Source organism: Roseobacter weihaiensis (assembly GCF_020622345.1).
Classification (GTDB): domain Bacteria; phylum Pseudomonadota; class Alphaproteobacteria; order Rhodobacterales; family Rhodobacteraceae; genus Roseobacter; species Roseobacter weihaiensis.
In genome coordinates this window covers 279,607-300,570 of record NZ_JACNMO010000002.1, presented here as the reverse complement: position 1 = coordinate 300,570, position 20,964 = coordinate 279,607, and the positions used below count along the sequence as shown (strand labels likewise).

21 protein-coding genes are annotated in these 20,964 nt (G+C 61.4%); 8 read left to right on the top strand and 13 right to left on the bottom strand.

Annotated elements, in window-relative coordinates:
• Positions 1–63 precede the first annotated feature (63 nt).
• Together H7847_RS03755 and trkA are read right to left on the bottom strand one after the other, a co-directional pair.
• On the bottom strand, positions 64–1,569 hold the full coding sequence (locus tag H7847_RS03755; protein WP_227268133.1) for a TrkH family potassium uptake protein: 1,506 nt from the start codon (positions 1,567–1,569) through the stop codon (positions 64–66).
• A 52-nt stretch (positions 1,570–1,621) separates the two neighbouring features.
• The gene (gene trkA / locus H7847_RS03750) at positions 1,622–2,998 is read right to left on the bottom strand and encodes a Trk system potassium transporter TrkA (protein WP_227268039.1); all 1,377 of its coding nucleotides are present in this window, start codon (positions 2,996–2,998) and stop codon (positions 1,622–1,624) included.
• Here trkA and H7847_RS26950 point away from each other — a divergent pair.
• Positions 2,997–4,664 (top strand): nuclear transport factor 2 family protein, encoded by a 1,668-nt coding sequence (locus H7847_RS26950; protein ID WP_319799742.1) that lies wholly within the window; start codon positions 2,997–2,999, stop codon positions 4,662–4,664. The genes trkA and H7847_RS26950 overlap by 2 nt on opposite strands.
• On the opposite strand, the gene ntrX is transcribed toward H7847_RS26950, so the two are convergent.
• From ntrX to dusB, 5 genes are all read right to left on the bottom strand, one after another.
• Entirely contained in the window at positions 4,661–6,073 is a 1,413-nt protein-coding gene (gene ntrX, locus H7847_RS03740) for a nitrogen assimilation response regulator NtrX (RefSeq protein ID WP_227268038.1), read from the bottom strand. The genes H7847_RS26950 and ntrX overlap by 4 nt on opposite strands.
• Complete coding sequence (locus H7847_RS03735) at positions 6,066–8,321, bottom strand: sensor histidine kinase NtrY-like (RefSeq protein ID WP_406675960.1); 2,256 nt, start codon at positions 8,319–8,321, stop codon at positions 6,066–6,068. The genes ntrX and H7847_RS03735 overlap by 8 nt, the downstream gene beginning before the upstream one ends.
• Positions 8,322–8,421: 100 nt before the next feature.
• On the bottom strand, positions 8,422–9,786 hold the full coding sequence (locus tag H7847_RS03730) for a response regulator (protein WP_227268037.1): 1,365 nt from the start codon (positions 9,784–9,786) through the stop codon (positions 8,422–8,424).
• 11 nt (positions 9,787–9,797) lie between these two features.
• Positions 9,798–10,877, bottom strand: coding sequence for a two-component system sensor histidine kinase NtrB (locus H7847_RS03725; protein WP_227268036.1), 1,080 nt, complete (start codon positions 10,875–10,877; stop codon positions 9,798–9,800).
• Positions 10,874–11,857, bottom strand: a complete 984-nt coding sequence (dusB, locus tag H7847_RS03720; protein WP_227268035.1) for a tRNA dihydrouridine synthase DusB — start codon at positions 11,855–11,857, stop codon at positions 10,874–10,876. Before dusB ends, H7847_RS03725 begins: the two co-directional genes overlap by 4 nt.
• Before the next feature lie 178 nt (positions 11,858–12,035).
• Between dusB and ispD the strand changes: the two genes are divergently transcribed.
• The 4 genes from ispD to H7847_RS03700 are packed head-to-tail and all read left to right on the top strand — an operon-like array spanning position 12,036 to position 14,136.
• Entirely contained in the window at positions 12,036–12,701 is a 666-nt protein-coding gene (ispD, locus tag H7847_RS03715) for a 2-C-methyl-D-erythritol 4-phosphate cytidylyltransferase (protein ID WP_227268034.1), read from the top strand.
• Positions 12,691–13,170 (top strand): 2-C-methyl-D-erythritol 2,4-cyclodiphosphate synthase, encoded by a 480-nt coding sequence (ispF, locus tag H7847_RS03710; protein WP_227268033.1) that lies wholly within the window; start codon positions 12,691–12,693, stop codon positions 13,168–13,170. The genes ispD and ispF overlap by 11 nt, the downstream gene beginning before the upstream one ends.
• Positions 13,167–13,661, top strand: coding sequence for a phosphatidylglycerophosphatase A family protein (locus H7847_RS03705; protein ID WP_227268032.1), 495 nt, complete (start codon positions 13,167–13,169; stop codon positions 13,659–13,661). The genes ispF and H7847_RS03705 overlap by 4 nt, the downstream gene beginning before the upstream one ends.
• Position 13,662: 1 nt before the next feature.
• A complete protein-coding gene (locus H7847_RS03700; protein ID WP_227268031.1) occupies positions 13,663–14,136 on the top strand; it encodes a CinA family protein in 474 nt (157 codons plus the stop codon).
• Here H7847_RS03700 and H7847_RS03695 read toward each other — a convergent pair.
• Entirely contained in the window at positions 14,133–14,582 is a 450-nt protein-coding gene (locus H7847_RS03695; RefSeq protein WP_227268030.1) for a type II toxin-antitoxin system RatA family toxin, read from the bottom strand. The genes H7847_RS03700 and H7847_RS03695 overlap by 4 nt on opposite strands.
• 68 nt (positions 14,583–14,650) lie before the next feature.
• On the opposite strand from H7847_RS03695, the gene hpt reads away from it, so the two are divergent.
• Together hpt and H7847_RS03685 are read left to right on the top strand one after the other, a co-directional pair.
• Positions 14,651–15,196 (top strand): hypoxanthine phosphoribosyltransferase, encoded by a 546-nt coding sequence (gene hpt, locus H7847_RS03690; RefSeq protein WP_227268029.1) that lies wholly within the window; start codon positions 14,651–14,653, stop codon positions 15,194–15,196.
• A gap of 3 nt (positions 15,197–15,199) precedes the next feature.
• Complete coding sequence (locus H7847_RS03685; RefSeq protein WP_227268028.1) at positions 15,200–15,367, top strand: hypothetical protein; 168 nt, start codon at positions 15,200–15,202, stop codon at positions 15,365–15,367.
• A gap of 56 nt (positions 15,368–15,423) precedes the next feature.
• Here H7847_RS03685 and H7847_RS03680 read toward each other — a convergent pair whose 3' ends face one another.
• The 4 genes from H7847_RS03680 to H7847_RS03665 form a co-directional block, all read right to left on the bottom strand.
• Complete coding sequence (locus tag H7847_RS03680) at positions 15,424–15,561, bottom strand: hypothetical protein (RefSeq protein ID WP_227268027.1); 138 nt, start codon at positions 15,559–15,561, stop codon at positions 15,424–15,426.
• A 176-nt stretch (positions 15,562–15,737) separates the two neighbouring features.
• Positions 15,738–16,691 (bottom strand): lipoyl synthase, encoded by a 954-nt coding sequence (gene lipA, locus H7847_RS03675; RefSeq protein ID WP_227268026.1) that lies wholly within the window; start codon positions 16,689–16,691, stop codon positions 15,738–15,740.
• A 102-nt stretch (positions 16,692–16,793) separates the two neighbouring features.
• On the bottom strand, positions 16,794–17,414 hold the full coding sequence (locus tag H7847_RS03670) for a hypothetical protein (RefSeq protein WP_227268025.1): 621 nt from the start codon (positions 17,412–17,414) through the stop codon (positions 16,794–16,796).
• 152 nt (positions 17,415–17,566) lie between these two features.
• The gene (locus H7847_RS03665; protein ID WP_227268024.1) at positions 17,567–18,742 is read right to left on the bottom strand and encodes a DUF6456 domain-containing protein; all 1,176 of its coding nucleotides are present in this window, start codon (positions 18,740–18,742) and stop codon (positions 17,567–17,569) included.
• 332 nt (positions 18,743–19,074) lie between these two features.
• On the opposite strand from H7847_RS03665, the gene H7847_RS03660 reads away from it, so the two are divergent.
• Entirely contained in the window at positions 19,075–19,365 is a 291-nt protein-coding gene (locus H7847_RS03660) for a DUF6477 family protein (protein WP_227268023.1), read from the top strand.
• On the opposite strand, the gene H7847_RS03655 is transcribed toward H7847_RS03660, so the two are convergent.
• Positions 19,366–20,907 carry a trimethylamine methyltransferase family protein gene (locus H7847_RS03655; RefSeq protein WP_227268022.1) on the bottom strand — a complete coding sequence of 514 codons (1,542 nt, stop codon included), beginning with the start codon at positions 20,905–20,907 and terminating at the stop codon, positions 19,366–19,368. It abuts the gene before it with no gap.
• Positions 20,908–20,964: the final 57 nt, after the last annotated feature.

The following is a 20,964-nucleotide window of genomic DNA, read 5'->3' as shown; positions in this document are numbered from 1 at the left end:
AGGTCTGTTCCCGGAGTTTCCACCCCTAAAAACAGTCCGTTACGGACCTATCGAAAGCGATCCTCAACTGCGCCACAAATCCGGGGTCAAAAGCGCGATAATTGCAAGAGTTTCGAGACGCCCCAAGACCATTGCCGCGCAAAAGACCGATTTCGCATAAGGGCCCAATTCGGCCAGTGGAATAGGTGTTTCTGTGGCCAGACTGGTCAGGGGGCCGGTGGTGGAAAGCCCTGCAATACTGAGGATCAGCGCATCTTCAAACGCCACCCCCAAGGCCGCCAAAAGCATGGTGAGGGCGGCCATCGTCATGGCAAAGAGCATAAAGAAAATCCAGGCGATGAAGGCCCCGTTGCGCTGCACCCGGCGGCTTTCCGCCCCCGCCCGGCTGACCGAGGAGGGATGCACCAGCCGCTCCAGCTCCCGCTTGCCGTTAAGATAGAGCGCAAAGACGCGCAGCAGCTTGACACCCCCGGCCGTGGTGGCCACGCCGCCCCCTGTCAGCGCCAGCCCCATCAGGATCAGCCCCGGTGTGTCCAGGCCCGACCACGCCTGTGTCTCCGCCCAGTCGGTGCTGGCAAAGCCGGTGGTTGTCAGAAAGGACATCACCGTAAAGATGGACCCCCAAAGCGCACGCGCCGCAAGGCTGATGTCATCCTCTGCGGCCACGTCAAACGCCCCGATCCAGTGGCGCAGAAACAGCACCAGCGGCACACCCGCCACGATCAGCAGGCCGAGGCGAAACTCAGGATCGTTGCGCAGCCCGCCATGCGTGGCCGTCACCGTGTCGGATGAAAACGTCAGCCGCGACAGGGCAAAGAGCATAAAGAGCAGCATCAACGCCTCGCCGGTGATGCCGGACGTGCTGTTTTCGACGCCGCCCACGGCGGAGATACCGGAGGTGGACATGACCGACATCGCATGGGTCAGCGCCACCAGCGCGCTGTCGCCACTTACCAGCAGCAATATCCACAAAACAACGGTCAGTCCCACATAGATGGGCACCAGGGCGACCACGATCCGCAAGAGCCGGGCGCGCGGATCGGTCCGACCCACCACGTTGAAGCGGCTCTCGCGCTGGCCCGGTTCGGCCTGGGCTGTTACTTCAAACCCGCCGAGGTTGAGCGGCGCCAGGATGGCCGAGGCCGCGATCCACATGGTGATGCCCCCCATCCACCCGACCTGCGCGCGCCACAGATGCAGCGTGTTGTTGAGCCGGCCGGGGTCTTCAAAAAGCGTCGCCCCGGTGGTTGTCACCGCGCTGACCATTTCGACGTAAGCATTCAGAAAGCTCGTCGTTCCAAGGCTTTCGTAAAACGGGACCGCCAGAAAAACGGGCAGCACGACGAATGTGGCAAAGATAGACAGCAGATTGCCCAACACGCCATGCCGCGGCCGCCGCCCTACCTGCGCGATGACGATCATGGCAAAGATCACCAGACCAAAGAGGCCGGTGTAGAAAAACGCCCGTGCTGTCTCCAGCGACCGGCTCGCGCCGCCATGCAGTGCCGGGATCAGCATCGACAGCGAAGCAATGCCGAAGATCAGAACGAAAAGCTGCTGATCCAGCATGTAGGCCAGGGCCGATTTGGGACGTGCCTTATGCTGTGGGGTGCCCACCACGCTAGAAAAAGTCGATGGATACTTGCATCAGACGCTCCACCTCGGGCACGTCCTCGGCCAGCGCAAAGAGGGCGACCACATCGCCTTCTTTAATGCGCGTGCTGCCCAAGGGCCGGATCACTTCCTCGCCCTTGCGGACCGCCCCCACCAGCACACCTTCTGGAAAATCGATCTCGGAGATGCGGCGCCCGGCAAGCGGGGAGGTGGACAGGACTTCCGCCTCGATGACTTCCGCCTCCGCGTCACCGATGGAGTAGACCGCCCGCACGCGGCCGTGCCGGATGTGACGCAGGATCGAGCTGACGGTGGTGGCGCGCGGGTTGATATAGGCATCGATCCCAAGCGGACCCATCAGCGGCACCAGCGTCGGGTCGTTGATAAGCGCGATGACATAGGGGCAGCCTTCGGCTTTTGCCCGCACACAGGCCAGCATATTGGTCTTGTCATCATCGGTGATCGACAGCATCGCATCGGCGCGCGCGATGCCCGCCTCTGCCAGCAGGCCCGCGTCCAGCCCGTCGCCATTCAGCACAATCGTGCGTTCCAGCGCCTCGGCGGCGCGTTCCGCGCAGTGCCGTTCCTTTTCGATCACCTTGGTGCGGACACGTTTGACCCGTTGCTCCAGCGACTGCGCCACCGCCAGACCAACGTTCCCGCCGCCCACCAGCACGACACGTTCCTGTTTCGACTGGGTCTTGCCGAAAATCTCCATCGTTCGGGGAATGTCATCCACGTGACAGAAAACGTAACAGTCATCGCCAACAAAGATCTGGTCCTTGGCCTCCGGTGCAAAAAGCGTGCCCTCACGGCGGACCGCAACAACGGTGGCGCGCAAGGTTGAGAACAGATCCGTCAGCTGGCGCAGCGGCGTGTTTACCACGGGGCATTCTTCTTCGATGGTGATGCCCAGCAATTGCGCCTTGCCATCCATGAAGATTTCGGTGTCAAAGGCCGCGGGTGCGGACAACCGTTGCAAGGCGGCAGAGGCCACCTCGCGTTCCGGGCTGATGACCACGTCGATGGGCATGTGATCACGGCGGTAGAGGTCGGAGTAAATGGTTTCCAGATAAGACTGGCTGCGCAGCCGCGCGATCTTGCGGTTCACGCCAAAGACCGAATGCGCCACCTGACAGGTCACCATGTTGACCTCGTCGGAATAGGTGGCCGCGATCACCATCTCCGCATCCCGCGCCCCGGCCCGGTCCAGCACATCGGGATAGCTCGCAAAGCCCGCAATCCCCTGAACATCAAGGGAATCCGTAGCCCGGCGCACCAGATCGGGGTTGCTGTCGACCACAGTGACGTCGTTGCGTTCGCCCGACAGATGCCGCGCGATCTGCCAACCGACCTGGCCAGCGCCGCAAATGATGACCTTCATGTTTCGCGTCCCTCAGGGCGTTCGTCAGACCTTCTGCATGGCAGAAGCACCTGTAACGGTCAATTCAATTGTCTCGGGCGTGAAACCGCGCCAAACTGGCACCATGAAGAGACCCGTCGCCTCCCTGTTCCTCTGCGTCACACTGGCAGGCTGCGCGCCACCCGCGGTTTACCACCAGCCCGGCGTCAGCGTGGCACGGCTGCAAAGCGATCTGCTGTCCTGCGAGGTGGCCGCGCTGAAAGACGCGCCGGTGGCCAATCAGATCCGACGCAGCCCACCGGTTTTCATCCCCTCCCGCCGCTTTTGCAACTCCGATGGCCATTGTTATCACCGCGGCGGGTATTTTGCGCATGGCGATGTCTACACCGTGGATGTCAACGCCCGCCTGCGCAATGATCTTGAGGATCAATGCATGACCCGCAAGGGGTACCAGTCTGTCGCGCTGCCCAGATGCACTGGCGCGGTGGTCCGCACACCCGCCGCCACACCCGGACGGGTCAATGTAATGCAGGCGCTGACGCCCAACAGCTGTGTGGCGCGCGATGACGAGAACCGCTGGCAAGTAATCCCGCAAGCGCCGCGTGACCTGTCGCTTTTGGGCTGGCTGAGCGGGCGCTCCGATTTTAAACCTTCGGGCATGACTGCAATGATTCCCACCCCTGCCCCCGATCTCGATCCTGTGAAAGCCGTCAGCCAGACCTACGCGGCGGCGCTGGAAGCAGCCTCTGCGCAGACGGTCGCGTCAGTTTTGTCAGAACACCTCGCGCCGGACTGCCGCTGGTATGGCATGCACCCCTTTCACGAACAGACCGGCCCGGCGGCCATCGCCGGCACATTCTGGGAGCCCTTTCTGACCTCCTTTTCCCGCGTGCAGCGCCGGGAAGACATCTTTTTTGCCGGGCTGAACGAAATCGACGGGTTTTCGAGCACTTGGACATGTTCCATGGGGCATTTCATGGGGCTGTTTGACGCCCCGTTCCTGAATATCCCGGCGACCCGGAAAATTGCGATGCTGCGCTATGCGGAGTTCAACAAGATTGAAAACGGGCGCATCACGCAGTCCGCGCTCTTCATCGACCTGTTGCACCTGATGGCGCAGGCGGGACTTGACCCGCTCTCGGTGACGCAAACCGGCGCGCAACTGGTGCAGCCGGGTCCCCGCACCCATGACGGGCTGCTCACCACCGCGCAAGACACCGCGCAGTCGCAAAAGACGCTGGCGCGGATCAACAATATGATAAGCTCCATCGATCATGCCAATGCCGCGATCAGACCACCGTCGCCCGAAGATGAACTGGCGGTGGACTGGCACGACGATATGGTCTGGTGGGGGCCGACCGGGATCGGCGCGACCTATACGATTGAGCGCTACATCCAGCAGCATCAGGCACCGTTTCGACGCGCCATGCAGGGCCGTGTCCTGAACGGCCACCTCTGTCGCATGGCCGAAGGGACCTACGGCGGGTTTTTCGGCTGGCCGAACCTGACGCTCACCAACAAGAACGGCTTCATGGGGGTGCCCGGCAATGACATCCGCGCGGACATGCGGGTCGTGGACATCTATCGCCGCGCGGGTGAAAAACTGGTCGAAAACTGGATTTTCATCGACATGCTGCATTTCCTGAACATGCAGGGTGTCGATATTCTGGCAGAGATTGACGCCTAACTCACCGCTTCGGCATCCTCGTCGATATGCGCGACCCGTGTCCCGGATTTCGCGGAGGTGACCACCCCCAGTGACTTGAGCTTGCGGTGCAGGGCGCTGCGCTCCATCCCGACGAAATTCGCGGTTTTCGAGATATTGCCCCCAAAGCGGTTGATCTGGGTCAGCAGGTATTCCCGCTCAAAGGCCTCGCGCGCCTCGCGCAGGGCCAGCGTGGCCAAGGCCCCCGACAGCACCACGCGGCTTTCGCTGTCTGCCGGATCATCGGCCACGGGCAACTCGCGCGTTTCAATCGGCCCGGTGCTGTCGCCCAGGATCAGCACCCGCTCGATCAGGTTCTTGAGCTGGCGCACGTTGCCGGGCCACTCCATGGTCTGCATCAGGGCAATCGCATCCTCGCTGATCTCGCGCAGGGGCAGGCCCTGACTGGCGTTGATCTCGGCAATGAAGTGACCTGCCAGTTCGGGAATATCCTCGCGCCGCTCTTCCAGCGAGGGCACCGCAATCGGCACGACGTTCAGCCGGTGATAAAGTTCCTCGCGGAAGGTGCCTGCGGCGATGGCCTCCTCCAGATGGCGGTTGGTGGAGGAGATGACCCGCAGATCGACACGCACTTTGTCATTGCCGCCCACGCGCTGAAATTGCTGGTCGACCAGCACGCGCAGGATCTTCGACTGCGTGCCAATCGGCATATCCGCGACTTCGTCGAAATAGATGATGCCGCCATGCGCTTCTTCCAAAAGCCCCGGCTCGACCCCGCGGTCCGGGGTTTCCCGTCCAAAGAGCACTTCTTCCATCCGGTCGGGCGCCACGCCCGCGCAATTGACCGTCACGAAGGGGGCCGAGGCCCGGTTGGAGTTGGCGTGGATGTAGCGTGCAGCGACCTCCTTGCCGCATCCCGCAGGGCCTGTCAGCATCACGCGCCCATTTGATTTGGTGACCTTGTCGAGCTGGCTGACGAGTGTGCGAAAGGCCGCGGAGCTTCCGATCATTTCCGACTGGGCGACATCCCGGCGGCGCAGGGTCTGGTTTTCGCGCCGCAGCCGCGAGGTCTCCATCGCGCGCCGGATCACCACCAAAAGCTGGTCGATGTTAAACGGCTTTTCGATGAAGTCATAGGCCCCCTGTTTGATGGCCGCGACGGCGATTTCGATGTTGCCATGGCCGGAGATGATCACCACCGGCACGTCGGGGTTGTCCCGCTTGACCGTCTTGAGGATGTCGATGCCGTCCATCCGGCTGTCCTTGAGCCAGATGTCCAGAACGATCAGCGCCGGGCTTTCGGCATTTATCGCGGCCATCGCGTCATCCGAGTTTCCGGCCAGCCGCGTGGCATAGCCTTCATCCAGCAGAATGTCAGAGATCAGCTCGCGGATATCGCGTTCGTCATCGACAATCAGAATATCACTCATGGCTCAATAGTCCTTCTTCCGGGAGAGTTGTTTCAGCAGGCGGCAGGCATGGCAGACCGATCACTGCCATTGCCCCCGCTTGCGTCTGGTTTTCGAACAGCGGTGCATCTTCAAGCGTCAGCGTGCCGCCATGTTCTTCGATGATTTTCTTGACGATCGGCAGCCCCAGTCCTGTGCCTTCGCTGCGGGTGGTCACATAGGGCTCAAAAAGCCGCGCGCGATCTTCCGGCAACCCGATCCCGTTGTCCGAAATCGTGATCTTTGCGCTGTCGCCTTCGGTGCTCAGCGTGACATGGATGGCTGGCACATGATCTTCTGGTGCGCCTTTTTCTCTCAAGGTATCAATCGCTTCGCCTGCATTCTTAATCAGGTTTATGAGCGCCTGACTGATCATGGTCGCATCAAGCTCACTGCGCACCGGGGTCTCTGGCAGATCCGTGACAAAGGTCACGCCCGGCTGACCTGTCTGCTGCAAAAAGACCGCATCCTTCACCAGCGCGGTCAGATCCACCTCCTCGCGGTCGGGCTCCGGCATGCGCGCGAATTTGGAGAATTCATCGACGATACGGCGCAAGTCCCCGGTCTGCCGCACGATGACATCGGTCATCTGCTCCAGCGCCTCGCTGTCCTCGCCGACGCGCGGGGAGAACTTGCGTTTGATCCGCTCCGCAGAGAGCTGGATCGGGGTCAGCGGGTTCTTGATCTCATGGGCGATGCGGCGCGCGACGTCGCCCCAGGCCGCCATCCGCTGGGCGCTGACCAGATCCGTGACATCGTCAAAGGCCACCACATAGCCTTCAAGCCGCCCATCCTCTGACCGGCGCGTGGCCATCCGCACCAGCAGGTTTTCCAAACGCCCCTGCCGGGTCACTTTGATCTCGTCCTGTACCGTCTCGGAGGGCGCGCGTTTGACGGCTTCAAAGAGCAATCCAAACTCCGGCACGGCGGCACTGATGGCCAGCAAATGCCGTTTCTCACGCCACCCCAGCAGCCTCTCTGCGGAGCGGTTGACGAAAGTGACGCGCCCCTCCGCATCCAGCCCCACCACGCCGGAGGTCACGGAACTGAGCACCGAATCAAACAGTCTGCGCCGCCGTTCGATCTGTTGCGTGTTGTCCATCAGCGTCTCGCGCTGCGCCTTGAGCTGCCGTGTCATCTGGTTGAAATATCGGCTGAGCATGGCGATCTCGTCATCGCCATCGTCTTCGCGGACCTGCACGTCAAGATCCCCCGCCCCGACCTGCTGCGCCGCCCCGGTGAGCTTGCCCACCGGCCCCGAAAGACGCTCCGCAAACCAGAGTCCCAGCCAGATCGCCGCCAGGATCAGGATCACCGCAAAGGCCAGATAGAGCAGAACGAAATCAAAGAGCAGCCGCCCCCGATCGCTCTCGAGCTGCTGATAAAGGCGCACCGTTTCCTGCGTTTCATCCAACAGCGACAGGATTTCCCCATCCACTTCGCGGCTGACATACAAAAACCGATCCACGAAGGCCGACAGCCGCACCAGCGCGCGAAATTCGTTGTTTGGCCAGTCCTCGATGACCACGACCTCGCCTGCTGCCGCTTCGCTCATCTGCGCATCAGAGGGGGCTTCATAATCAAAGAGATAGGACCGGTCGCCCCGCGCCCTGATCTCGGCTGTGCCGTCGATCATATAGGCCTCTCTGAGCCCGCGCTGGATTTGCCGCTGTCCTTCGCTCAGCAACTCACTGTCGGAGATGATGACACCGGCACGGCGGGCCTGATCGATGCTGCGCCCAAGGGTGCGGGCGTCCTCGGCCAGGTCCAACCGTTGTTCTGCCTCATAGGCCTCGGCCGCGGCCAGCGAGCTGCCGACGACATCACGGACCCGTTCCGAAAACCACCCCTCCAGACCGACATTCACCGTCAGCCCGGCGAAAATGGCGACCGTCACGGTGGGGATCAACGCCATGAGGGCAAAGACCCCCGTCAGGCGCAGGTGCAGGCGCGAGCCCGCAGATTTCGCCCGCCGGGCGGCGATCAGCCGGCCGACCTGCGCCAGAACCAGTGCTGCCACCACCAGAATATAAACCAGGTCCGCCAGCAGGATGAGCCGCAGGCTGAGCGTGTTGCCCGCCTCCCCCAAGGGGCCCAGGACCAGATAAGTCGCCAGCGCCAGCAGAGGACCCAGCACAACGAGGCCCAGGGTGGCTGCGTTGCGCACGCGTCTGATCCGACGCAAACGTCCCAGCTTGATCCAGAGTGACTTTTCTACTCGGGAAACCACCCGACATCCTCATGTATGATGTGGCGCACCTGTCGCCGACCGCTCTATTTTGTGGTCCTGATCAGAGGTGTCCCCTGATGGCCACGTTTATGTGGCAGTTTTACATCAATTTGCGGCGGCGTGTCACCTCTATATCGAGGTCGGTAATCTTCTTTCGCAAGGTATTGCGATTTATTCCAAGCAAATCAGCGCATTTCGCCTGATTTCCACCCGTAGCCTCGAGGGCAATTTCGATCAAAGGCGCTTCGACCTCGCGCAGGATTCGGGCGTAAAGCCCCGCGGGCGGCAACATATTGCCATGCAGGTCAAAGTAGCGGCGCAAATGCCGCTCGACCGATGCGCCAAGCTTTTCGGTATTGCCCGCCGCGCGCATCGGCTCCAGGTCGGGCTGCGCACCCAACACCTGCTCGACTTCCGCGCCGGTGATCTCGGCGGCCCGGCTGGTCAGCCCCAGACGGCGGATCGCGTTTTCAAGCTGACGCACGTTGCCGGGCCAACTGTAGTTGCGGAAGATGTCGGCAGCCTCTGCCGAGAGGTTGCGCGGGGCAGCCCCTGACGCCTCGGCGCGCACCAGAAAATGCTCTGCCAGCAGCGGAATATCGTCCACCCGCTCGCGCAGCGCCGGCACGGTCAATGTCGCCCCACTCAGCCGGTAATACAGGTCCTTGCGCACATTGCCCGCCTCCATCGCGCCATTGAGGTCGGTCTGACTGGTGGCCAGAAAACGCGGACTGTAGTCGCCCGGCGCGTCCATCATGCGCACCAGACGGGCTTGCAGCTCTTCAGGCAGATCGGCGATCTCCTCGATCAGCAGCGTGCCGCCCTTGACCCGCGCCAGCAGGCGCGCCGGGCCCTCAAGCTCCTGAAGATCCGCCGAGGTTGCGGCGATAAACGGCAGATTACGCCGGTCTGAGAAATCGTGAATGGCGCGCGCGATCAGGGACTTGCCCGTACCGGATTCGCCCCAGATCAGGACCGGCAGATCGGTGTTCATCACCCGCGCCACCACGCGGTAGAGCGACTGCATGACGGCCGTGCGCCCGACAAGCGGCAGGTCGTCCGGGCGGTCGTCGCTGATCGCAGGGGCCCGCCGGTTTTGCTGGCGCAGCTCCAGTGCGCGCGCGGTGCGTTTCATCAGATCGGGCAGGTCGAAAGGTTTGGGCAGGTAGTCATAGGCTTCGGCTTCGGCGGCCTGAATGGCCGTCATGATCGTGTTCTGCGCCGAGATCACGATGACCGGCAGCCCGGGCCGATCCTGAGAGATCTTCGGCAGCATCTCCAGCCCGTTGCCATCCGGCATCATCACGTCCGAGATCACCACGTCGCCCTTACCCTCGCCGACCCAACGCAACAGGGTCGTCAGGCTCGATGTGGCATGCACCTTGCACCCCGCCCGGGTCAACGCCTGCGTCAGAACCGTGCGGATCGTGCGGTCGTCGTCTGCCACTAAAACGGTACCGTCCATCTGTAGAACTCCTATTTTTCTTTGTGGGCCGCGTCTTTGGGGGCGCGCGCCAGGGAAATTCGAAAGACTGTCTTGCCGGGCACGGATGTAACTGAGATCCACCCGTTGTGATCCGAGATGATCTTGCTCACCAGCGCCAGGCCAAGGCCGGTTCCGTTTTCCTTGCCCGAGACAAAGGGGTCAAAGACATCGCCTTTGATGTTCTCCGGCAGGCCCGGCCCGTCGTCGATGATCTCGATCTGCAGCGGCAAGGACTGGCCCGAGCCGTCAGACCGGCGCAACCTGAACGAATGCTCAAAATAGCTGTGCAGCCGGATGGTGCCGCCCCCTTTGCCCGCTGCCTCGGAGGCGTTCTTGAGCAGGTTCAACACCACCTGGAGCAGCTGGTCGGGATCACCGTAGGCCAGCGGCAGCGAGGGGTCGTAATCCTCCACGATCTTCATATCGGCCCCGAACCCCAGCAGGGCCGAACGCCGGGCGCGGTCCAGCACGTCATGTATATTCACCGGCTGAAAGTCCGGCACAGAAAGGTTGCCAAATTGCTCCACCTGGCCGAGAAGCTTGACGATTCGCCGACTCTCTTCGACAATCAAGTCTGTAAGTTCAAGGTCTTCTGCGCCTAAATTCATGCTGAGGAGTTGGGCTGCCCCGGTGATCCCGGCGAGCGGGTTCTTGATCTCATGGGCCAGCATTTCCGCCATGCCGATGGCGGATTTCGCCGCCGATTTCACGGAATAGTTCTGCGTCATCCGACCCGCCAACTCGCGCGGAGAGATCATCAGGATCATATAGCCCGGCTTACCCGCGAGCGGGGCCACCTGAAGGTCGGATTGCATGGGCGCGCGCGATCCGCTGCCCACATCCACATCATTCACGAAGAGCGGCGTGTGGGTCTCGCGGGCGCGGGCGAAAGCCGTCTCGAGGGGGTCATTGACCGCGATCTGATCCCAGACCGGCATGTTGCGAATGGCTTTGGCAGAGACATTCAGAAACCCTTCTGCCGCGGAGTTGATATCCACGATCAGATTTTCCGCATCCACCAGCAGCGTGGGCACGGGCAGGCTGGCCCAAAGCGCGTTGTCGGTCATCATGCGGCCACCAACCGGTCTGCGCAGCAGGCCTCGGAGAGCAGGTTTTGCGTGGCCTCCACGGTCGGCGCGGTCAGCACCGCCTTGCGCAGCGGCCCAGGCGTGTCGCAGCTGTCCATGTACCAGCCCAGATGCTTGCGCGCGACACGCCAGCCCAGGTCCGCGCCGTAAAACCGGATCATCGCCTCGTAGTGGGCCTGAACCATGTCGGCGAAGCTTTGTCCGGCAGGGATATCCGGGGCGCCAGCGCCAAAGAGATCATGCGCGATCTGCGCCAGCACCCAGGGTTTGCCGCGCGCGCCTCGGCCCACCATGATACCATCGGCCCCGGACTGTAAAAGCGCCATACGCGCAGTCTGCGCACACAGAATATCACCATTTGCAATCACCGGGATGGAGACCGCCTCCTTCACCGCCGCGATCGCCTGCCAATCCGCCTGCCCTTTGTAGAACTGGCACCTCGTGCGCCCGTGGATCGTGATCATCGCGATCCCTGCGGCCTCGGCGCGCCGGGCAATCTCGGGCGCATTCAGCATCGCGTCATCCCATCCCAGACGGGTTTTGAGCGTGACCGGAATGGAGACCGCGCGCACCACCGCCTCGATCAACGTCAGCGCATGATCCGGCGTGCGCATCAGGGCAGAGCCGGAATAGCCCTGCGTCACCTTCTTGGCCGGGCAGCCCATGTTGATATCGATGACCCGCGCGCCCTGCCCCTCGACCATGCGGGCGGCCTCGGCCATGGGGGCGGCCTCACGCCCGGCCAGTTGAACAGCCGTGCCCACGTCCCCCAGACCCAGCTCCGCTTTTTCCCGGCTGCCGGGGCGGGCATTCAGCATATCGTGGCTCGCCACCATTTCCGACACCACCAGCCCCGCGCCAAAGGAGGCCACCAGATTGCGAAACGGCAGATCGGTGATTCCGGCCATCGGTGCCAGAAGCACCGGGGGCGATAAATCCACAGGAAAGACGGACGGGTTCAATTGCTTAATCCTTGAGCACAGATGACCTCCTATCAAACTAACCTAATTCTCTCAATGATCCAAAGGTCTTCGTGATTGTTTGCCGATAGCATGCGCCTAAAATTTAAGCACAGCTTCGGGCAATTGCGTCCCCGCGCCCAAAGCCCTAGACAAGTGTCATGAGACATTGGTTTTTTTCATGAAGGTCGGCGCCGTTATCGTTGCCGCCGGTCGCGGCCTGCGCGCCGGCGGAGAGCTGCCAAAACAGTGGCGTCTTCTGGCAGGGCGCCCCGTGGCCGAGCATGCGTTGGCCGCTTTTGCCGACCACCCGCAGGTCTCGGAGCTGGTGCTGGTCCTGCATCCCGAAGATCTGGAGACCGACCTTTGGCCCCGCGAGCCTCATGCCGAGATTGCGGTTGGCGGCACCACGCGCAGCGCCTCCGTTCTGGCCGGGCTGCAGAAATTATCGGCCCGCGTGGACTGTGTTCTGATCCATGATGCGGCCCGGCCCTGCGTCAGGCCCGACGTCATCGACGGTGTGCTCGCCGCGTTGCAAAGCGCACGGGCCGCCGCCCCTGCCGTGGCGGTCGTCGACGCCTTGTGGACAGGTCAGGACGGGCGCGTGACCGGCACGGCCGACCGCACGGGCCTCTTTCGCGCGCAGACCCCGCAAGGCTTTCACCTGACAGCCATTCTGGACGCCTATCAGACCTCGCCGGACGGCGCGGCGGATGATGTGGAAATTGCCCGCCGGGCCGGGATCGACGTTGCCATTACCCCCGGCGACGAGGATAATATCAAGATCACCACGCCTGCGGATTTCGCGCGGGCAGAAGCAATATTGAGAGCACGCAATGGACATTAGACTGGGCAACGGCTTTGACGTGCATGCCTTTGGGCCGGGCGACCACGTGACGCTCTGCGGGGTGGATATCCCGCATACCCACGGGCTTGTGGGCCATTCGGATGCGGATGTCGCGATGCATACGGTGACGGATGCCATCTACGGGGCACTGGCCTCGGGGGATATCGGCCAGCATTTTCCGCCCAGCGACCCGCAATGGAAAGGCGCTGCCAGTGCGATTTTCCTGGAGCATGCCGTTCATATGGCCCGCGACCGGGGGTTTGAGATCAGCAACGTCGATTGCACGTTGGTCTGCGAGACGCCCAAGATCGGACCGCACGCACAGGCCATGCGGGAAAAGATGTCCGCGCTGATGGGCCTTGCGACGGATCGCTTCTCGGTCAAGGCCACAACCTCGGAGAGACTCGGGTTTACCGGGCGCGGTGAAGGCATCGCCTGCCTTGCCACTGTTGCGCTGGTGTCGGCATGAGCAGAACCGCACGGCTGATCGGCACGGTTCTGGGGGTCGGATATGTGCGGCCCGCGCCCGGCACCTGGGGCTCGCTCATTGCGCTGCCCTGGGCATGGCTTTTGCACGTGCTGGGGGGCTTTCCATTGCTCTGCCTTGCAGTGGTTGCGGCGTTCTTCAAGGGCTGGTGGGCCACCGGTGTGATGACAAAGGGGGCTGCGGATCATGACCCGTCGGAGATCGTGGTGGACGAGGTCGTCGGCCAGTGGATCGCGCTGTTGCCGCTGTCTTATGCGGCCTGGTCGATGGGCATCAGCGTGCTTGTGATGTGGCCGGGCTGGATTGCGGCCTTTGTGCTCTTTCGGCTCTTCGACATCTGGAAACCCGGCCCGGTGGGCTGGGCGGATCGGCGCGCCGATGCCCTGGGGGTGATGCTCGACGACGTGATTGCGGGCGTCTTTGCCGCCCTCGGCGTGCTCGTTCTTGCGGGCCTTTACCACGGGGTGATGTGACGTGACGCTGGCGGCGGATGTCCTGAAAGCGGCAGAAGCCAAAGGCGTGATGATCGCAACTGCCGAAAGCTGCACCGGCGGCATGGTCACCGTCGCACTGACGGATATCGCCGGATCGTCGACCGTGGTCGACCGGGGCTTCGTGACCTATTCCAACAGCGCCAAGATGGACATGTTGGGCGTCCGTGCCGCGACCCTTGAGACCTTTGGCGCGGTGTCCGAAGACGTCGCCCGCGAGATGGCGCTGGGGGCATTGGCCCACTCCGAGGCTTCGGCGGCGGTTGCGGTCACGGGCATCGCGGGCCCCGGCGGTTCGGATCACAAACCTGAAGGAAGGGTCTGTTTTGGCTGTATCATCGGCGACAGGATGACCGTCGAGACCGTGGAATTCGGCGCCCGGGGGCGCGACACCGTGCGGCGCGCGGCACGCGACCATGCGCTTAAAATGCTTCTGGACGGTTTGCGATCACGCTAGGAAGCGCCATAGAGCGCATCCGCCCGCGCCTCGAAAGCGCGCACGATTCGTTGCATGGCATCGTTGAACACCACCCCGATCAATTTCTGCAGCACCATGTTGCGAAACGCAAAATCGACGAAAAATGACACTTCGCACCCCCCCTCCACATCCCGAAACGCCCAGTTCGATTTCATGTAACGAAACGGGCCGTCGAGGTATTCCGCATCGATTTTCTTGGATGCCGGCATCAGCACCACACGGCTGGTGAAGCGTTCCCGGAAAACCTTGAAACTGATGACGAGGTCAGCCTCCATCACGGCCGTGTCGCCCTGCGGGGTGACCGACTTGACCCGCGCCGCAGAACACCACGGCAGGAATTGAGGATAATCCGCAACATCTGCGACAAGATCATACATCTGTTGGGCGCTGTAGGGCAGAGTGCGGGTTTCTGAATGGGTTGGCATTGATTTGTAATGTTACTGCAGTTAGCCATCATGTCTTATGTCCGCCCGGTAAATTCAAGGTAAAACGCATGACAGCGCGTCCTTATGTCATAGACGAAATGATCTCGGCCAAGTCGATAGCGGCCCGGATCGAAGAGCTGTGCAAGGAGATCCAAAGGGAATTCCATGATACCAACAAGCTGGTCGTCGTGGGCCTGCTGCGCGGCAGCTTTGTCTTTATCGCCGATCTTGTGCGGGAGTTGGATTTGCCGATCGAGGTCGATTTTCTGGAAGCCTCCAGCTATGGCGACGGCATGGAAAGCACCAGGGAGGTGCGCATCCTCAAAGACCTGCGCGGTGCCATCGAGGGCCGCGATGTGCTGGTGGTCGAAGATATCGTCGACACCGGCCACACGCTGAATCACGTGACGCATCTGCTGGAAAACCGCAGGCCTGCACGGCTGAAATCCATCGCCCTGCTGGACAAACCCAGCCGGCGTGAAGTGGATTTCAAGGCGGACTGGACGGGCTTTGAAATCCCCGATGAGTTCGTGGTCGGATACGGCATCGACTTTGCGCAGCGCAACAGGAACCTGCCCTTCATCGGGAAGGTTCGCTTTACCGATGTGGGCTGAGCCATGAACCCTCTATGGCTCTTTCGGATGTCGCAATGGGCGCGCAATCCGCCCTCCGCCAAGCGCGTGAGGCTTGTCGCTATTGTGATTGGGACAGTGCTGATCATTGCCGGTCTTGAATACTTCGGGCTTTGGCCCGAAGCGCTCACCGCCGATAGGCTCCGACCGTAGCCGCGTATTTTAACTGCAACCCGCCCCTGATCCCAGGCCCCAGAGCGGGAGCGCAATCAGAATTTTGACGCTGACTTGCCCATATCACTCACCACCACGCAGGACCGCTCGTGATCCTGTTCGTCGCGGGCCAGGATCGCTTCTATGGCATCGTTGATATGACAGGAGGCCACATCATATCTGTTGTCATCCAAAGCATTTTTAATGTCTCGGAGGGCAAATACAGCCCAATGAATGTCCGACATAAGACGTAAATCCATCGTGTAAGGGGTCAACCCGGTTCAGTAGGTGAAGCACAAGATAACTACCCCTATGGTTGTGTAAAGTCCTTGACGGTGACTTTTCGCAAACCGAGGTAGATAGGACGCACTCACGCAAGTCCGAGGCGTTTTTCTCTGGCAGCCCGCAACCGCGCAAAGTCATCACCCGCGTGATAAGACGACCGGGTCAGCGGCGTGGCCGACACCATCAGGAACCCTTTGCCAAAGGCCGCTTTTTCATAGGCCGCGAACTCCTCCGGGGTGACGAAACGGTCGACCCGATGATGCTTGGGCGTCGGTTGCAGGTATTGACCTATGGTCAGAAAATCGATGTCGGCGGCCCGCATGTCTTCCATCACCTGCAGCACCGCCTGACGGTCCTCCCCAAGACCCACCATGATGCCGGATTTGGTGAACATGCGCGGGTCCAGCTCCTTGACCCGCTGCAGCAGCCGAAGCGAATGGAAATACCGCGCGCCCGGCCGGACCTCCGGATAGAGCCCCGGCACGGTTTCAAGGTTATGGTTGAAAACATCCGGGCGGGCCTCGACCACTTTTTCCAGCGCGTCGGGGGCACATTTGATAAAGTCGGGGGTCAGAATTTCGATTGTGGTTTTCGGGCTGCGGTGACGGATGGCCCGGATGGTCTGGGCAAAATGCGCCGCGCCGCCATCCTCGATATCATCCCGGTCGACAGACGTGATGACCACATGATTGAGCCCGAGCTTGTCGACCGCATGGGCCACGCGACCGGGCTCAAAGGCGTCCAGATCTTCGGGCGGTTTGCCGGTCGCAATGTTGCAGAATGTGCAGGCGCGGGTGCAGACCTCGCCCATGATCATCATGGTGGCGTGCCCCTGGCTCCAGCATTCGCCGACGTTCGGACAGCCTGCCTCTTCACAGACAGTCACAAGCTTGTTCTCGCGCATGATGCGGGCCGTCTCCGCATAGCCTTTCCCACCGGGGGCCTTAACCCGAATCCAGGACGGTTTTTTCGGTTGCGGGTTGTCCGGGCGGCGGGCTTTTTCGGGGTGCCGCTCCCGGGGGATTTTCAGGTCGCGCATGTCAGGTCTTTCTGGCGATATACTCGGTTGCGAAGAGTGTATCACATGGGACGCTCAGGGAAAGGTCCCGCGACGCATAGCCGCTCTGCCGGATCCAGGGGATTAGAAGGTGCGGCGAATCCCAAAAACCAGCGCATTGGAGCCACCGTTTGGCCGAAGCGTCCCAAAGGCGTTGGAGCGATGGTGCAACCGCGCAAAGAGAGTTTCGCCCGGTTCATTGGTCGCGAACTCCGCTTCCAAAAACCAGTAGAACAGATTGCGCCGCGATTCTCCGTAGACTTCACGCTCCAGATCGGAGATTTGCGAATAATGCGACCCGCCAAGCCCAAAGGCAAAGCTGTCAAAGACATCCCACCAACTGTCTTGCGGACGATACCGCAGGGTGAGCGGCAGGGCGATTTCGTAAAAATCCTGATCGCCGACATGCAAAACGGCCTGCAGCTCAAAGCCCAGCGAGAGCCGGCTTTGACCCAATGGCTGATCGTAGCCCAGCATCACACCGAAAAGATACTGATCCACGAACCGGACCCGAGTGGGGTTGAGGGCTTCGCTGGCCCGGTCGTCGGTCATGACACCAGCAAAACTCCCAAAAGACCACGTTGCATTGACGTGTTGGAGAGGTTGTGCGGCTGGGCTGCGGGGCAAGGGGACCAGCGCCAGACTGACCACAACCGCCAGAAACAGCATGACTTTCCGAACCGGGGCGATGCTATGTCTTTCCAAGGCTGATACCTCATATCCATCAGGGCGGCAAAGGGACTTCGACTTTACTTTGCAAAGTTTAGCCTCGAACGGAAAGGGTCGCCTTTGAACCAGATCAAAAACCGCGAAGAACTTCGCCGATGGCTCACACTGCGCTGAGGAAAAGGAAAGGCCTAGCCAATGAGCGGCCCACCGGGTCCAACCGTTTCGTCATAGTGCCGCTTGAGCCGGATCAGCGCAATGCGCAGCACGATCTTGCCCGAGCGCGCAGACCACCCCAGCTTTTTCTCTGCGGTCTCCAGGCCTTCCAGATAACAACAGCAGCGCAGCACCACGTCAGAAAGCCCAGGGCCCAGTTCGGCCAGCGCGTCGCTGATGCGTTTTCGGGCATTCGACGACCCGTCGCCCACCCCGCTGTCGGGCACATAGGTGCCCTGCCCGCCGGTGGTCAGAAAGCGATCCCAGTTTTGGGTGACCTGGGGCCCGATCTGTGCCAGTTCAAAATCCTCGCGCAGCCGTTCGCCCGCGGTAACCAGATCGTCCGTCAGGAAAGGTGCTCCGGATTTGTCCTTCCGACGCGCCAGAGCCGTCAACGGGCTTTCGGCAAGGTTGTAACGCATTCGCCGCGTCTGACCGCTGTCGGGATCGGGCAGCGTTTTTTCGCCCCAGGCGCGCGGGCTGTCGGTAAAGGGGGTCTGGGCTTCGGCAAAGCCTTGATGTTCGGCCTGGCCAAGCGTTTCAAACATCTGCTCAAGCGCGGCCCGCCCGGCGGACGTGATGGAGTAGCGGGTGATCTTGCCGTTTTGCTTGGGCGAAATCCAGTCTTTGAGGGCCATCGCCTCTGCAATCTTTCGATCCACGACACCTGTCCGCGTCGCGGCCCCCCCGACCCCATCGCGCACGATCACGGCCTTTTCCATATTGGTCGCAACCGCGAGAACGGCACCCGTTTCGCACAGGCGACGCAGCACTCGAGCGGCATCCGCATTGAACTCGGCGCTATCGGGGGTCTTGTCGACAGGTTTTGGCTGCGAGATCTTTTCTTGAAAACTCATGCGAATGGAATCCTTCTGATTCAGATGTGCTGGCAGGGAACATGGTTTGAAATGAACACTGCCCAGATTACGCAAAGCGGCATCCACCAGCGGATCGTCCCGGCGGGTTTCGATCCGTCTGATCTGGCGCAGGATCGTGGAGGCGTGACAGCCCGCAGCCCGTGCCAGAGCCCGGATCGGCAGCCCCGCCTCGGTATGCGCGAGATACATCTGTGCCGCAGTTGGGACCCAGTCCGGCAAGGACGGGGTCTCTTGGTAGCGAGGGTTCAGCGTGGTCGTTTCAAGGTCTTTCATGTCGACTTCACCAATGGCTCCATTTAGTTGTATTTGAATTCGTTAACACAACCCAGAGAAGAAATTGGTTACCTGTTCGTTAATATCGGCGAATATCCGGAGTATTGTATCTATTGCATAAACAGTATTTAAACCAACGTGCGGTCTATCCCTGTTTTACGCAACAGTGTCGCCACATTCTGGCGTACCTTGGTTACCCATAAAAAGGGTAAACAAGGTCTGAACCACCCCGCACGTCCGTCTCGTCGCCTGCGCAACACCGGCTAAAACTGTGTCATAAACTGCATCGGACATCAGATGATTTGATGTCGATCAGAAAAAGGACACGACCAATGCAGGATATTCTCTCCATGTTGCAAGCACTGCGCCGGCCCCCGTTGTTGATGAGGGCGGCACGCATCGGGGCTGAGGATTATCGGCGCGGCACCCATCTGCCCAGACTTCTGGGCTACGGTGTGCTGCCACGCCACGGGGCCGCCCTGATGCGGCTGATCGAGATCGAGGCGACGCTGAACGCTCAACGCATCAGTGGCAACACCAGCTATAGCCTGATCCGCCATGTGGATATCCTGATCGCGATGGTGGGCGAGGCGCGGGTCTTGCGCGCGGCCCAGCATGCCTGACTACATAAAACTGTCGGGCGCTTCCGCCTTCTTGCGATCGACAAACTCCCGCAGCGCCTCGGCTATGGCTGGGTCCAGGCTGGGTTGTTGATAATCGCCAAGCATCTTCTCGACCCGCAGGCTGGCCAGCGTCTGGGTATCGCGCGCCCCTTCGTCTTCCCAGGTCTCAAAGGGTTTGTAGTCCAGAACATCTGACTTCCAGAACGCGGATTTGAAATTCCGCTGGGTGTGATCGCAGCCCAGATAGTGGCCGCCCGGTCCGACCTCGCGGATGGCGTCCAGCGCCTGGGCGTTCTCATCAATCTCCACCCCGCGGGCCAGGTGATGCAGGACCCCCAACTGGTCTGCGTCCATCACGAACTTCTCGAAAGAGGACACCAGCCCACCTTCAAGCCAGCCGCAGGAATGCAGCATGAAGTTGACGCCTGAGAGAAGCCCCATGTTGAGGCTGTTGGCAGTCTCATAGGCGGCCTGCGCGTCGGGCAGTTTCGAGCCGCAGAACGAGCCCGCGGACCGGTAGGGCAAACCCAGCCGTCGGGCCAGTTGACCCGCGCCGTAGGTAATATGAGAGGCTTCCGGCGTGCCAAATGTCGGCGCACCCGAATTCATATCGATCGACGTGACAAAGGCGCCCATGATGACCGGCGCACCGGGGCGGATGATCTGGCTGTAAGCAATGCCCGCCAGGACTTCGGCCAGCACCTGGGTGAGCGTGCCAGCCACCGACACGGGCGCCATCGCGCCGCCCACGATAAAAGGCGAGATGATGCAGGCCTGGTTGTTGGCGGCATAGACTTCAAGCGCGCCCATCATCACATCATCGAATGTCATCGGCGAGTTGATGTTGATGAGCGAGGTCATGACGGTGTTCTGCTGCACGAAGTCCTGACCAAAGAGCACCCCGCACATATCCACACTGTCCTGTGCGCGGCTCGGCTCGGTCACGGACCCCATGAAGGGCTTGTCACTGAGCGTCATATGCGCATGCAACATATCAAGATGGCGCTTGTTGACCGGCAGATCGGTGGGCTCGCAAACCGTGCCGCCCGAGTGATGCAGCCACTTGGACATGTAGCCCAGCTTCACGAATTTGCGGAAATCCTCCATCGTGGCATAGCGCCGGCCGCCCACCGCATCGCGGACGAAGGGCGGGCCGTAGACCGGGGCCAGCACAAGGTTCTTGCCGCCCACCACCACGGTGCGGTCGGGGTTGCGAGCATGCTGCGTGTAGCTTGAGGGCGCCGTTTTGCACAGCGTGCGCGCCAGCCCGCGCGGGAGGCGCACCCGTTCGCCGTCCACCTGAGCGCCCGCGTCCCGCCAGCGTTGCAGGGCGGCGGGATTTTCGACGAAATTCACTCCGATCTCTTCCAGAACAAGCTCGGCGTTGGTCTCGATGATCTCAAGCGCCTCTTCGGTCAGTATTTCGAAGTTCGGGATGTGGCGTTCGATGTAGCGCGCTGTCTCGAAAGAGACCGCACTGCGTTCTGCACGCCGCGCCGCGCCGCCCCCGCCCCGCCCGCGTCTGCGTTCTGCTCCTGCCATAACCTGCCCCTTATGCCGACCTCTGCACCGCACTACCTCATTCCACCGCACCCGCAC